Origin of the sequence: Streptomyces sp. NPDC096311 (genome assembly GCF_044763085.1) — a bacterium.
GTDB lineage: Bacteria > Actinomycetota > Actinomycetes > Streptomycetales > Streptomycetaceae > Streptomyces.
In genome coordinates this window covers 697,933-711,591 of the sequence record NZ_JBIWFN010000003.1, presented here as the reverse complement: position 1 = coordinate 711,591, position 13,659 = coordinate 697,933, and the positions used below count along the sequence as shown (strand labels likewise).

Here is a 13,659-nt window from a genome sequence, read left to right as displayed (position 1 = left end):
GGTTGATAGGCCGGATCTGGAAGGCGGGTAACCGCTGGAGGTGACCGGTACTAATAGGCCGAGGGCTTGTCCTCAGTTGCTCGCGTCCACTGTGTTGGTTCTGAAACCACGAACAACCCCATTCCCAGGGCCACTGGGTGTGGTGCGGTAGTTACAGTTTCATAGTGTTTCGGTGGTCATAGCGTGAGGGAAACGCCCGGTTACATTCCGAACCCGGAAGCTAAGCCTCACAGCGCCGATGGTACTGCAGGGGGGACCCTGTGGGAGAGTAGGACGCCGCCGAACTAATTGTAGGGAGAACCCCCGTACCGGGAAATCGGTACGGGGGTTTTCTGCGTTCATTTGAGAAGAGCCCCAACTTCGGGTAGGTACCCGAAGTTGGGGCTCTTTTGCGTTCACCTTGGTGTCCGGCTGCGGAGGCGGCGGGGTGCATGCGGGGCCGGACAACAGCCCCGCATGCCCTCACTCGGTTCCTGCGGGCGACTCGGTTACTTCAGGCGGGACGACGCGACGATCGAGACGATGTGCGCGGGGACCAGCAGCCAGACGATCGCCGTCACGGCCACGGTCGCGATCTTCGTCGCCGTCAGGTCGCCGAGCGCCAGGTCGACGATCGCCGTCACGAGCAGCAGGATGGTGCACTCGATGCCGTTGACCAGGCGGTGGAGGCCGACGGCCGAGGTGAGGCGGCGGACCCGGGCGAGGCCGCTGGAGCGCGGGACGACGGACTGGTCGGTGGCCTTCTGCATGCCGCTGTCGGAGCGCGCCACGTGCACGAGGTCGGAGGACGACTTCAGGAGCAGTACGCCGATCGCGGCCGCCAGGCCGGCCACCAGGTAGAGGTTCAGGCCGAGTTCGGCGGCGCGGATGCCCATGCCGACCATGACGGCGGCGTCGGCGAGGTAGGCGCCGAGGCGGTCCAGGTAGACGCCGAGCGGGCTGAACTGGCGTCGCCAGCGGGCCACTTCGCCGTCCACGCAGTCCAGGAGCAGATACAACTGCATGAAGAGGACGGACAGTACGGCGCCGCCCAGGCCGGGGACGACCAGGGCGACTCCGGAGAGTACGCCCGCGAAGACCATGACCGTCGTGATCTGGTTCGGTGAGACGCGGGTGCCCAGCATCAGCCGGGTCACCCGCAGGGAGAGCGATCGCATGTAAAGGCGGCCGGCCCAGTGTTCCGCCCTGCTCTCCAGCTTGCCCGCGGGGTGGATGACCTCGCGGAGTTCCTCTAGTTGGACCTTGGTCATGCGGCTTTCTCCCCTGGGATCAATGTGAGTACAGGGAAGAGCATGACGGGGTCCCGGACGGCGGGGATCGGCAGGGTGGAATTCAGATGAGCGATGTCGAACGCGAAGACTACGGTGGCTTCCATGAACCACGTGATTCGTTCCATAAGTGCCGACGAGTGGCCCGCGGTCAAGAAGTTGCGGCTTGCCGCCCTGCGGGACCCCGTGGCGCACCTCGCGTTCCTGGAGACCTACGAGCAGGCGGCGGCCCGGCCCGACTCGTTCTGGCAGGAGCGGGCGGCGGGGGCCGCCGAGGGGGACGGGGCGCGGCAGTTCGTCGCGGTCGGGCCGGACGGGGTGTGGGCGGGTTCCGTGGTCATGCTGGTCGAGAAGGCCGGGCAGCGGGACTTCTTCGATGCTGTGATCGACCAGGACCAGGGGCATCTGGTGGGTGTCTTCGTGCAGGCCGAGTACCGGGGGAGTGGTGTGACGGATGCGCTCGTCGACGGCGCTCTCGGCTGGGCCTGGGAGCGCGGGCTTGAGCGTGTACGGCTGTTCGTGCACGAGAAGAACGGGCGCGCCGAGGCCTTCTACCGCAAGACGGGCTTCGTGCCGACCGGGGGATCCGTGGCATCCCAGGGGAACGAGGGGACCCGGGATCTGGAGTTCGTGATCGCCAGGCCGTAGGTGTCGTCAGGCCGTAGGTGTCGTCAGGCCGGGAGTTCGTGCTGGGGCCAGCGGGCCCTGGCCTGTTCCTGGGAGCGGAGGAGGGCCAGGGTGGGCAGGCCCTGGTCGGCTCCGGTGGCGAGCAGCTCCGGGAGCTGGGGGAGCGGGGCCACCGCGGCGACGTCGTCCAGGACGAGCGTAAGTGGTGGGTCGAGGCGACCGGAGGATGACCGTTCGGCCATGCGCCGGCCGCGCTCGACCACGCTTGAGGCGAGGGCCGTCAGGAGCGGCATCGCGCCGGGGTTCGCCTTGGGGTCCTCGATGGGTTCACCGACCACATAGAGCGTGCCCCCTTCGTTGACGAAGGAATCCAGCGTGAGGGCGTCACTTCGGTTCGGGGTGCAGGATTCGCGGACGTTGACCGTGAAGAGGGCGGACAGGGCGCGGGCCGTCAACTCCTGTGCTATGTCGCGGCGTTCCGGGTGAGAGGTGAGGGCGGCCTCGAGTTCGCCCGCCGCGCCGGAGGCGGCCTTGGGGTTGGTGCGGAGGGCTCGTACGGCGTCCTGCACCTGGGTGCCCTGGGCCCAGCGGTGGACGTGGCGGAAGGCCTTGCCCTCCACCGCGGCGGCGTGCAGATAGCTGCGCAGGAGCGTTTCAGCGACGTCTGCCATGGCCTGGTCGACCTTGGCGGTGGGGCGTACGGGGCCGAGGAGGGCGGTGGCTCTCGACGCGGCTGTTGCCTTGTCCTCGCAGCCGGCGGAGGGGGACCAGTGGAGGCGCGCCGGGGTGTCGCAGAGGTGGGAGGGGTCGTAGAGGAGGACGGGGCCGAGTTTGGCTCTGGCGTCCTTGGTTTCCGACCAGATGGCGGGGTTGGAGGTGACCACCAGGGCGGGGCCGTCCGCGTCGCGTACGGCTTGGGTCGCGGTGGTGTGGCGGGTTTCGGCGGGGCCGAGGATGAGCGCGGCTGTTGTTGGGTTGCTTTCCCACCCACCCAGCCGTTTACTGTCCGCTGCCAAGGTGGCCGACGCGGGCTGGTGTGGTTCCGTCTCTGCGGGTAGCAGCTCCGTCGGTTCCGGCGCTGGGCGCTGCACCGGAACCTCAAGCTGCGCCGCGGCCGGTTCAGGTACCGGAGCGGGGATCGGCGTCGGCGCCTGTCTCGCGTACGCCCCCGCCCTGCGTCTCGCCCGGACCGCGCGCCACCGTGCCCACGTCCCCATCACGAAGATGGTCATCACGACCAGCACCATCAGCTGGCCGATGAACAGGCCCCAGAAGAGCCCGTACCCCGAGAGCTGGTCCGCGGGAGTGTCCGGCCAGGCGCCCGTCACATCGTGCGGGTGCCCGATGAGGTGCCGCAGGGCCAGCGGCGTACGGGCGAAGGTGACCGCGTTCGGCCAGGCGCCGTGGGCGAACCAGCCGGCGAGACCCGTGGCCGACCAGATCAGGAAGGTCATGCCGAGCAGGAAGGCGAGCACCCCGACCAGCAGGCCGTCCGGGATGCCGCCCTCGCTCTCCGCCTTGCGGCGGTCCCGCCCGTCCCGGCTCATCTCACGCCACCGTGGACTCGGACGAACCGTCGAGGTCGGCGAGGTGCTGCTCCACGAAGGCCGCGGCGCGTTCCTCGGCCTCGAGTTCGGCGGCGCGCAGCGCGTCGTCGGCGAGGTGGTCGGCGGAGGACTCGGTCATGGCGCGGTCGGTGAAGACGAGGGGGCGTTCGGTCTCGGTGATGAGGTGTTTGACCACCTGGACGTTGCCGTTGACGTCCCAGACGGCGATACCGGGCGTCAGGGTCGGGATGATCTCGACGGCCCACCGGGGCAGGCCGATCACCCGGCCTGTCGCCCGTGCCTCGTCCGCCTTCTGGGCGTAGATCGTCCGGGTGGACGCCATCTTCAGGATCGCGGCCGCCTCCTTGGCCGCCGCGCCGTCCACCACGTCGGACAGGTGGTGGACCACCGCCACGAAGGACAGACCCAGGCGTCGGCCGAACTTCAGCAGGCGCTGGAAGAGCTGGGCCACGAAGGGGCTGTTGATGATGTGCCACGCCTCCTCCACCAGGAAGATGCGCTTCTTGCGGTCGGGGCGGATCCAGGTGTGTTCCAGCCAGACGCCGACGATCGCCATCAGGATCGGCATGGCGATGGAGTTGCGGTCGATGTGGGACAGGTCGAAGACGATGAGCGGGGCGTCGAGGTCGATGCCCACCGTCGTGGGGCCGTCGAACATGCCCCTGAGGTCACCGTCGACCAGGCGGTCGAGGACCAGGGCGACGTCCAGGCCCCACGCCCGTACGTCGTCTATGGCGACGTTCATCGCCTCGGCCGACTCCGGCTCGGGGTGCCGTAGTTGTTCGACGATGTCCATCAGTACGGGCTGGCGCTCGACGATCGTCTCGTTGACATAGGCGTGTGCGACCTTGAGGGCGAAGCCGGAGCGCTCGTCGAGGCCGTGACCCATCGCGACCTCGATGATCGTGCGCAGCAGGGCCAACTGGCCCGTCGTCGTGATCGCCGGGTCGAGCGGGTTGAGGCGGATGCCCATGTCCAGGGCCGCTGTCGGGTCCAGCCGGATGGGAGTTATTCCCAGCTCTTCCGCGATGAGGTTCCACTCGCCGACGCCGTCCTCGCCCTGTGCGTCGAGCACGACGACCTGGCGGTCGCGGAAGCGCAGCTGGCGCAGGACGTAGGTCTTCTCGAGCGCCGACTTGCCGTTGCCGGACTCGCCGAGCACCAGCCAGTGGGGCGCGGGGAGCTGCTGGCCGTACAGCTGGAAGGGGTCGTAGATATAGCCCTTCCCGGAGTACACCTCGCGTCCGATGATGACGCCCGAGTCGCCGAGGCCGGGTGCGGCGGTCGGCAGGTAGACCGCCTGGGCCTGGCCCGTGGAGGTGCGCACGGGCAGGCGGGTCGTCTCGACCTTGCCGAAGAGGAAGCCCGTGAAGGCGTCTGTCGCGGCGGACAGCGGATCCCGCATCAGAACATCAGCTCCTACCTGCGGATTCCGGTGGCGAACGGCAGTGTGTTGACGAAGGCCCGGTGATGCTCGCGGTCGCACCACTCCAGCTTCAGATACGACTTTCCGGCGGAGGCGCGGATGGTGCGCTTGTCGCGGGCGAGGGCCTCCGGGGAGCGGGAGCTGACCGTGATGTAGCCGACGAGGTTGACGCCGGCGGCGCCGCTCGCGAGGTCCTCGCCGCGCTGGTCCAGGCGGTTGTGGGAGGCGACGTCGCGGGGGTCGACCGTGCGGTTCATCTTCAGCTGGCGGCTGGCCTCGGCGTCGTCGTTCGTCTTCTCCGTCAGCATGCGCTCGATGGCGACCTCGGTGGGTTCGAGGTCCATCGTGACGGCGACGGTGCGGATGACGTCCGGGGTGTGGACCAGGAGTGGGGCGAGGAAGTTCACGCCGACCGGGGTCATCGGCCATTCCTTCACCCAGGCCGTGGCGTGGCACCAGGGGGCGCGGGTGGAGGACTCGCGGGTCTTCGCCTGGAGGTAGGTGGGCTCCATGGCGTCGAGCTCGGCGGGCCAGGCATTGCGTTTCGTCATCGCCTGGATGTGGTCGATCGGGTGGTCGGGGTCGTACATGGAGTGCACGAGGGAGGCCAGTCGCCCCTGACCGAGCGGCTGGCGTACGCGGATGTCGGCTTCCTGGAGGCGGGAGCAGATGTCGGTCAGCTCGCGTGCCATGACGACGGCGAGCCCGGCGTCGCGGTCCAGCTTCTTGCCGCCCTGGGGACGGGCGGCGCGCGCCATGGCCTGGGCCTCGGCGGCGAGTTCACGGTTGTAGTGCATGCACGCGACGAGGTACGCGCGGTGCTGCTCGCTGCTGGTGGACACCATGGACTGGAGCTGGTCGTAGGACTGCTGGAGCCAGGCCGGTGCCTTCTCGTCCCCGCGCTGGGCGACGTCCTTGGCGTGGGCGTCCGGGTCGGCGGGGAGGGTGCGGGCGAGCATCTGGAGGCGGGTGACGAAGCCGTCGCCGTTCGCCACGTGCTTGAGCAGCGTGCCGAAGCGGTCGACGAGGGCCTCCTGGTCCTCGCTGTCGCGCAGGCCGACGCCCGGGCCCTCGATCTCGATCGCGGCGGTGACGGTGCGGCGGTCGGCGTGCAGGAGTACGGCGATCTCGTCGGGGCCGAAGGGGGCCGCGAGCCAGGAGATGCGGCCGATGCCGGGCGGTGGCCCGATCTCGACCTCCTTGCCGTCCAGACGCGTGCCGGCCTCCTGGACGCTGCTGCGGTACGCCGTGCCGCTGCGCAGGTTGCGCTTGTAACTGCGGTTGATCTCGAACCACTTGTAGAACGTGCGGCGCTTGTACGGGACGTACACCGCGGCGATGGCCACCAGCGGGAAGCCCATCAGCAGCACGATCCGCAGGGACAGGACGGGGACGAGCAAGCCGCACATCATGCCGAGGAACGCGCCCGCGATGATGAGCGCGATCTCGCCGGACTCGCGGTTCCGGCCGACGATCGCGTTCGGCCGGGCGCGGCCGATCAGATATGTACGGCGGGGCGTGACCGGATGGGACACGTGGGAATCGGTCGTCAACGCCCTTCACCTCCCGTGCGGTTGGTACTGCTGCTGTTGCGGGTGTTGCCGGTACGTGGTGGGGGTGCGGCGGAGGGGACAGATCCGCCGCCTCCGTTCGGCGTACGGGTGCTGTGGGCGGACACGCCTCCGGAGACGGGGTTTGCGGGGCGCGGCTGGCTGTTGCCGCCGCCTGCGCCGCCTCCGCCGTTGTTGTCGGCGCGGGTGCTGTGGGTCTTGATGCCCTGGGCGACCAGGGTGGCGGGGGAGCTGATCACGGCCGCGGCCTTGCCTTCGGCGCCCTGCATGATGCGGTTGTTGCGGCCGTTGGCGATCTCGTCGCCGAAGCCGGGTACGAAGCGGTAGATCATCGCGCTGGCGAAGATGGCGAGCAGGATGATCGCGAGGCCGGAGACGACGGCGGAGAAGGAGTCCGGGCCGCCGTTGGTCGACAGCGCGCCGGCGAGGCCCAGCACGATCACGATGACCGGTTTGACCAGGATGACGGCGATCATGATGCCGGCCCAGCGGCGGACGTGGCCCCACAGGTTCTTGTCGACGAGCCCGGCGTAGACGACGGTGCCGAGCAGGGCGCCGACGTAGAGCAGGGCGGCGCGGATGACGAGCTCCAGCCATAGGACGCCCGCGGCCAGGATCGACACCAGGGAGACGACGATCAGCATGATCGGGCCGCCTCCGATGTTCTCGCCCTTGGCGAGGGCGCCGGAGAAGGTGCCGAAGAAGGTGTCGGTCTGGTTGCCGGTGGTCTTGGCGAGGACGTCGGTGACGCCGTCGCTGGCCGAGACGACGGTGTAGAGGATCAGCGGGGTGAACGCCGACGCCAGCACCGTGAGCCAGAGGAAGCCGATCGCCTCGGAGATCGCGGTGCCGAGGGGGACGCCTCGCACCGCCCGCTTCGCCACGGCCAGCAGCCACAGGAGGAGCGTGAGGATGGTGGACGCGGCGAAGACCACGGCGTACTGCTGGAGGAACTTCTGGTTCGTGAAGTCGACGTTCGCCGTGTCCTTGACCGCCGCGGAGAGCTTGTCGATGGTCCAGGACGCGGCCTCGGCGCAGCCCTTGGCCAGCGAGGAGAGGGGGTCGAGCGTGGAGGTGGTACCGGGGTCGGTGGTACCGCCGGTAGTGTCGCCCTTTTTGCAGTACTTCTTGGCCTCGCCGACGATGAGCCTGCACGAGTCGGTCGAGGCGCTCGCGCTCGCACGGGGACTGGGGCTCGAGTTCGGCGTCGGGCTCGGTGGAGCCGCGTAGGCGTGGGACGCCAGCAGAACGACCGCGGTCTGTACGGCCGCGACGGCGCCGGTGAGCCTGAGTACACGGCGCGGGCTACCGGGCATAAGTGAACCCTCCGTACTCCTCGATGACCTTGCTGATCTCGTCGGAGGTGGCGGCCTTGTCGTCGCCGGGGACCGGGGCGGGGCCGTCCTTCTGCGAGTCGGTGACGATCTTCCAGTCCCCGCCGGACCACTGGAGCTCGAAGGTCCACGTCTTCCAGGTCGAGGTGACGGGGTCGGTCGAGTTCTGCGCGGACATTCCGATGAGTCCCAGGTACCAGACCGACACCTTGGCGTCGGTGGCGCTGTACTGCTCGACCTTGCTGCCGACGGGGATCGTGCGGGAGACGAAGGTGCTGCCCCGGGGCGCGTTGCCGGCCGCGTCGAGTCCCAGCTTGTTGAGGAAGCCCGTCGAGTAGGCGTCGTCCAGCGGGCCCTGGAGGCGGCCGGCCGCGGCGGAGGTGTAGAGGGTGTCGACCAGGTTGTGCCGACTCGCCTTCTGGAACATGCTCGTCGACCCCAGCGCCGCCGCGTAGTTCGCCGCCGCGCTCTGCGCGCCCTGCTCGCTGTGCGCGAACCCGGTGGGGATGCCCCCGGTGTTCGTGTCCACCGGGCGTTGGCCCGAGGGGGCCGTGGGGGCGGTCTTGGTGGCGTTGCCGCCTCCGTTGCCGGTTCCGGAGGAGGAAGAGGAATCGTCTCCTCCACGGTTCGCGAAGGCGATGGCCGCGATGAGGAGGACGACGACGCCGACCACCGTCACCAGGCTCCGCGAGGAGGAGCGGCCACGGCGGGCGCCCCCGTAGACGTCTCCGGGGCGGTCGGGGAGGCGGGTCCGGGTCTGGCCCGTCCCCCCGTATCCGCCGTCGTCGCCGCGGGAGCCGTCCCCGTATCCGGGTTCGTCACCGAGACTCATGTCGCGTACGCCCCCTCAACCTCTTCCTGAACCGCGTAGTACGACGGTAGCCGTGCTGGTTCCCGCGCGGACGCGGTGTGGTGACTCGACATCAGGGAAACGCAACCTCAGCCGGTGGGCACGACGGACGGGTGGGTCGGACAGGGAAGGAGGAGATGAGGTGAGGAGCCGGGTGCCCGGCCGAAGCTAGACGGCCATGCCGTACACGATGGTGAAGAGCGTGCCGAGGGAGCCGATGATGAAGACCCCGGTGAGGCCCGCGATGATCAGACCCTTGCCCTGTTCGGCGCTGAACGTGTCGCGGAGCGCCGTTGCTCCGATACGTTGCTTCGCCGCTCCCCAGATCGCGATCCCGAGGCAGAGCAGGATGGCGACGGCCATCACGACCTGGATCATCGTCTTGGCCTCGTTGCCCAGGCTGCCGAAGGGACCCCAGTCCGGGGCGATTCCGCCGATGATTGTGGTGATGTCGCCCTTGTCGGCTGCGAAAAGCATGTAAGTCACCGCCCCTAGTGGGTAGTTCTGCACCCCCTGCCACTGTGCGCAGAGGTCGGGCCCATTCTCGCCGACAATGCCGCTGTCGTATGTCGACTTGGCGTCATTGATTGGCGGTTTTCGTACGAATCCCTTGTCGCCGGCGTACGCGGGCCCCTTTCGGGAGGCGTGCGACGGTATGCAAAGGGTCGTATGGTCACTCTGTGTATCACGCCTGGTCACGCCGGGCAATGAAGTCGAACCGGAACCTGTGGTGTGGTTCCGTCGTTAACCCCTTCTACGACGAGTGCGGGGTGGTCACCCCGCCGCTCCTCGCGGTATCCCTGCGTGCCCGTCGTGTTTCTGACGGGTCGTCGAGCCGATGTTCTCCGGGTCGCGCGTCCGCCCGATGTGGACGCACGGCCGCTGCCCCGAAGGCTATCCCCGTCGCCGTGGCGCACGGAAACGGGCCGCGGCTGGTTGCCGCGGCCCGTTCCCCGCACTGCCGGAGGATCCCCACGTCCTCCCCGGCAGTTCCCCCCGCTTTCCCCTGCTTTCGGGGGTTTTCCGTGTCTCCGGCGGGTCAGCCGGTGAAGGCCGCGACTCCCTCCGGGGTGCCCCAGCCGGTCGGGCCGTCGTAGCCCGACTTGGCGGTGCAGAAGTAGCTCGTGGAGCAGGAGCCGTTGCTGCCCGACGTCACGTCGTTGAGCGCGGACGTGCCGGCCGAGCCGTACGGGAACTTCGCCGGGTACGAGCCGCTGGACGGGGTGCCGGCCAGGGCGTACACGGCCGCGATGATCGGCGAGGAGGCGCTGGTGCCGCCGTAGGTGACCCAGCCGGTGCCGTCGCCGTAGGTGTCGTAGACCGAGACGCCGGTCGCCGGGTCGGCGACGGCCGAGACGTCCGCGATCATGCGCTTCGAGCAGGAGGTGTCGGTCTGCCAGGTCGGCTTCGCGTCGTAGGCGGAGCAGCCCGAGCCGGTGCCTTCGGTGCTGCTGGTGTTCCACACCTTCTCGGTCCAGCCGCGGCTGTTGGAGCTCGAGGAGAGGGCGGTGCCGCCGACGGAGGTCACGTACTTGGAGGCGGCCGGGTACTCGGCGCCGTAGCCCTCGTCGCCCGCGCTGACCGTGATGGCGACGCCCGGGTGGTTGAAGTACGAGGTGTCGTAGGAGGTGTCGGAGGAGGACTCCGAGCCGCCGTAGCTGTTGGAGACGTACTTCGCGCCGAGCTTGACGGCCTCGTTCACCGCGGTGCCGAGGTTGGCCATGGAGGAGGACTTCGCCTCGACCAGCGTGATGTTGCAGTTGGGGCAGACGGCGCTCGCCATGTCGAGGTCGAGCGAGATCTCACCGGCCCAGCCGCTGTCGGCGGAGGGCAGGGAGGTCGTGGAGCCGGTCTGGCTGACCTTCTTGAAGCAGCCGTTGGCGACGGTGCAGGCCGAGAGGCCGTAGTACGAGCGGTACGCGGCGAGGTCGGAGGCCGCGTTCGGGTCGTCGTAGGCGTCGACGATCGCGATGGTCCTGCCCGAGCCGTTGGAGGCGGCGGCGTCGGTCAGGCCGTATGCGTCCTGGAGGTCGCTGGGGCCGTAGCCGGTGGGGGAGTCGGCGGCGGCCTTGGGGGTGACGGCGTTCGCGTGGGCGTTGGCCTGCATGAAGGCGGTCGTGCCGCCGGTCACGCGCAGCGCGTTGCAGGCCATCTCCCCCTTCTTCTTGGGCTCGGCGCAGGAACGGGTCCAGGTGACCTTGGCCGAACTGGCCTTGGCGGTGGTGCTCTTGCTCGCGACGGTCTTCGTCGCGGTCGTGCCGGCCGCCGCGCTCGCGTCGACGGCGGTGCCGAAACCGGCCACCAGGAGGGCGGCGGTGGCGACGGCCGCGGAGCCCAAGCGGCGCCAGTCGGTGCGTGCGGCCGATCTGTTGCCGGGTGTGGGGGGTATGGGGGGTGTAGTACGCAACGTACAGCTCCTGAGAGAGGTTGACAGGGGCGGTGCGGGTGCTGTTGCCGTCGGTGTGGTGTCCCCGGCGGCCGGGTCGTGTGACCCGCGTAGACACTCGCTTGTTGAGTACGCGACAAACAAGAGGGATCTGGAATTCTGACTTCCGCCTTACCGAACCCGGGTGATCGGGTGACCGCTCAATGGCCCCTCGTTGGCCGGAAGTTGACGTCGGCTTGACTTGCTTCGCGGCTCGGCTGTGCGTCGGGCAAGGCACAGGTGGTGACGGCGGAAGCCGCCGCCCGTGGGGCCGCGATCGCACGAGCGCGGCATACACGGGGGCGGCGCCCGCCTAGTGACGACGGGGGGCCGACTGTCTCGGGGGCTCGCGTCAGCCCACGGCCGCGGCCAGGACCGAGGCCGTGGCGGCGACCAGGGGGCTGTCGGCGGCGGCGTCCCGCGCGGGTTTGGTGCTCAGGACGGCGAGGGCCACGGGGGCACCGTCCGGGGTCCAGGCGATGCCCACGTCGTTGCTGGTGCCGTAGTCGCCGGTGCCGGTCTTGTCGGCGATCGTCCAGTCCTCGGGCAGGCCCGCCCGGAAACGGTCGCCGCTGGTGGTGTTGCCGAGCAGCCACGTCGTCAGGCGGTCACGGTCGCGGTAGTGGAGCGCGTCGCCGAGGACGAGCCGGGCGTAGGTGCCTGCGATGGCAGCCGGGGTGGTCGTGTCCTCAACCCGCCAGGGCTCCGCCGAGTTCAGCTCCGGCTCCCAGCGGTCCAGGCGGGTCTTCGGGTCCCCCAGCGAGCGGCAGAAGCGCGTGATCGCCGTGGGGCCGCCCAGCTCGCGGAGCAGCAGGTTGGCCGCCGTGTTGTCGCTGTAGCGGATCGCCGCGTCGCACAGTTCCCCGACGGTCATGCCGCCCGCCAGGTGCTCCGGCTCGCCCGTCTTCGGTGAGTACCCGGCCAGGTCCGCCGCCGTGTAGTGGATGCGCCGGGTGAGTGTCTCCCCGTGCCGGTCCAGATCCCGCAGCACGGCCGCCGCCGCGAGCGTCTTGAACACCGAGCAGCCGGGGAAGCGTTCCGCCGCGCGGTGACGCACGGTGGCCTTCGTCCTCAGGTTGTACGCGAACGCGCCGATCCTCGCGCCGTGTTGTGCCTCCAGCTCTCGCAGCCTGGCGCGGGTGTCCCGTTGCCGGGGATCCTCCGCGTACGCCGGTCCCGCGCCGAGCGCGAGGGTGGCGGCGGTGGTGGTGGCCGCGGTGAGCAGGGTGCGGCGTGTTGTCGTGGTTCCTAAGATCTCTCGTCCTCCAGTCCTTCCACGAAGTGGTCGAACTCGCCCGCCCGTACACCCAGGACGAAGGCGTCCCACTTCTTCTGAGTGGTAGTGACGATGTTGGTGGGGTCGCCGGTTTCGCGGATGTAGACCAGGTCGTCGGCGCCGAAGGCGAGTTCGATCCAGGGGCCGGGGCCGGTCGCGTCGTCCGGGGCGGCACGGACCCAGTCGAGGTCCGGGGGGACGTCAGCCACGGGGAGCTTCCTTAGGGGTGAGGCGGAGGGGTGGAAGAGGGGTGAGGCGGAGGGGTGGAGGAGGGGTGAGGCGGAGGGTGTGGAAGGAGGCGGGGCGGCCCTGAGTGTCTCGGTCCTTTTCACAGGTCGTGGATCAGCTTGTGGAGGAAGTCTCGCGAGTGCTCCGGGGCGAGGGACACCGATTCCATCCGGTCGAGCAGGGCGCGGTACCTCCGCAACTGGGCCTCGGCGTCGAGGAACACCGGGCCGTGGGACTGGTCGAGGCACACGGTGTCGAGTGGGGGGACCGGTCCGCCGAAGTAGAAGACCGACTGGCCGGAACCAGGGAAGGATCCGGTGGCGAACGGGAGCACCCTGAGGGTGATGTGGTCCCGCTCGCTCATGTCCAGCAGGTGCCGCAACTGGGACGTGGCCACGGTGAGACCGCCGAACCGCATGCGCAGGGCCGCCTCGTGGATGACCGCCACCAGGGCGGTCGGGGCGTCTGCGAAGAGGACGGTCTGGCGCTTGACGCGGAACGACACCCGGTGCTCGATCTCCGGTGGCGAGAGCTCGGGCACGACGTGCCGCAACAGCTCCCGGGCGTGATCGGTCGTCTGGAACAGGCCCGGGATGTGCATCGTGACCGCGGTGCGCAGCCGCTCCGCGTGGTGCTCCGTCTCGGCGAGGTCCAGCAGGGCGGCGGGCAGGATCTCGCGGTACTCCTCCCACCAGCCGCGCGAGCGCTCGGTGGTCATGGCGCTGAGCGCGTCGACGAGGGCCTTGTCCGAGCAGCGGTAGTGGCCGGCGAGCGCGCGCACCCGCTCGGCGCTCACGCCCACGCGCCCGGCCTCCATGTTGCTGACCTGGGTCTGCTTGATGCCCATGAGCTGACCGGCCCCGGTGGCGGTCAGGCCCGCGCGCTCCCGGAGTTTGCGCAGCTCCGCGCCGAAGCGGAGTTGGCGACCCGTCGGGTTGCTCCTCACGGGCTCCTCCGTCTCCTGGCTGTCGCCGGTCGTCCGCACGCATGATAGTGAACCCGATCCCTACCGGCCGGTGAACGTGTTTACCGTTCGCCGTGTTCGTCCACAGGCTGTGGACAGTTTGGGGTGTCGAGTGTGCGTGC

12 protein-coding genes and 1 rRNA gene are annotated in these 13,659 nt (G+C 69.4%); 2 read left to right on the top strand and 11 right to left on the bottom strand.

All coding sequences use genetic code 11. From position 1 onward, the window contains the following. Positions 1–168: 168 nt before the first annotated feature. A 5S ribosomal RNA gene (gene rrf, locus ACIRA5_RS11575) occupies positions 169–285 on the top strand. A gap of 203 nt (positions 286–488) precedes the next feature. Here the strand turns inward: rrf and ACIRA5_RS11570 are convergent. Then, positions 489–1,250, bottom strand: coding sequence for a CDP-alcohol phosphatidyltransferase family protein (locus ACIRA5_RS11570; protein WP_054232199.1), 762 nt, complete (start codon positions 1,248–1,250; stop codon positions 489–491). Between the two features lie 123 nt (positions 1,251–1,373). On the opposite strand from ACIRA5_RS11570, the gene ACIRA5_RS11565 reads away from it, so the two are divergent. Beyond that, positions 1,374–1,916 carry a GNAT family N-acetyltransferase gene (locus ACIRA5_RS11565; protein WP_403689708.1) on the top strand — a complete coding sequence of 181 codons (543 nt, stop codon included), beginning with the start codon at positions 1,374–1,376 and terminating at the stop codon, positions 1,914–1,916. 23 nt (positions 1,917–1,939) lie between these two features. Here the strand turns inward: ACIRA5_RS11565 and ACIRA5_RS11560 are convergent, their stop codons facing one another. The 10 genes from ACIRA5_RS11560 to ACIRA5_RS11515 all read right to left on the bottom strand — a co-directional run bounded on the left by ACIRA5_RS11560 (position 1,940) and on the right by ACIRA5_RS11515 (position 13,558). Next, positions 1,940–3,442, bottom strand: coding sequence for a type IV secretory system conjugative DNA transfer family protein (locus ACIRA5_RS11560; RefSeq protein ID WP_403689706.1), 1,503 nt, complete (start codon positions 3,440–3,442; stop codon positions 1,940–1,942). A gap of 1 nt (position 3,443) precedes the next feature. Next, a complete protein-coding gene (locus ACIRA5_RS11555) occupies positions 3,444–4,868 on the bottom strand; it encodes an ATP-binding protein (RefSeq protein ID WP_067371420.1) in 1,425 nt (474 codons plus the stop codon). 14 nt (positions 4,869–4,882) lie between these two features. Further along, positions 4,883–6,442: an SCO6880 family protein gene (locus ACIRA5_RS11550; protein WP_352043955.1), complete on the bottom strand. Its 1,560-nt coding sequence runs from the start codon at positions 6,440–6,442 to the stop codon at positions 4,883–4,885. After that, positions 6,439–7,776, bottom strand: a complete 1,338-nt coding sequence (locus ACIRA5_RS11545; RefSeq protein ID WP_403689702.1) for a hypothetical protein — start codon at positions 7,774–7,776, stop codon at positions 6,439–6,441. Before ACIRA5_RS11545 ends, ACIRA5_RS11550 begins: the two co-directional genes overlap by 4 nt. Next, complete coding sequence (locus tag ACIRA5_RS11540; RefSeq protein ID WP_403689701.1) at positions 7,766–8,626, bottom strand: hypothetical protein; 861 nt, start codon at positions 8,624–8,626, stop codon at positions 7,766–7,768. Before ACIRA5_RS11540 ends, ACIRA5_RS11545 begins: the two co-directional genes overlap by 11 nt. 186 nt (positions 8,627–8,812) lie before the next feature. Continuing rightward, on the bottom strand, positions 8,813–9,121 hold the full coding sequence (locus ACIRA5_RS11535; protein WP_054232206.1) for a hypothetical protein: 309 nt from the start codon (positions 9,119–9,121) through the stop codon (positions 8,813–8,815). 562 nt (positions 9,122–9,683) lie between these two features. Further along, a complete protein-coding gene (locus ACIRA5_RS11530; RefSeq protein WP_403689699.1) occupies positions 9,684–11,051 on the bottom strand; it encodes a peptidase S8 in 1,368 nt (455 codons plus the stop codon). 370 nt (positions 11,052–11,421) lie between these two features. Further along, positions 11,422–12,324, bottom strand: coding sequence for a class A beta-lactamase (gene bla / locus ACIRA5_RS11525; RefSeq protein WP_403689770.1), 903 nt, complete (start codon positions 12,322–12,324; stop codon positions 11,422–11,424). After that, a complete protein-coding gene (locus ACIRA5_RS11520; RefSeq protein ID WP_403689698.1) occupies positions 12,318–12,554 on the bottom strand; it encodes a DUF397 domain-containing protein in 237 nt (78 codons plus the stop codon). Before ACIRA5_RS11520 ends, bla begins: the two co-directional genes overlap by 7 nt. A 119-nt stretch (positions 12,555–12,673) precedes the next feature. Beyond that, positions 12,674–13,558, bottom strand: a complete 885-nt coding sequence (locus ACIRA5_RS11515) for a helix-turn-helix domain-containing protein (RefSeq protein WP_403689696.1) — start codon at positions 13,556–13,558, stop codon at positions 12,674–12,676. Positions 13,559–13,659: the final 101 nt, after the last annotated feature.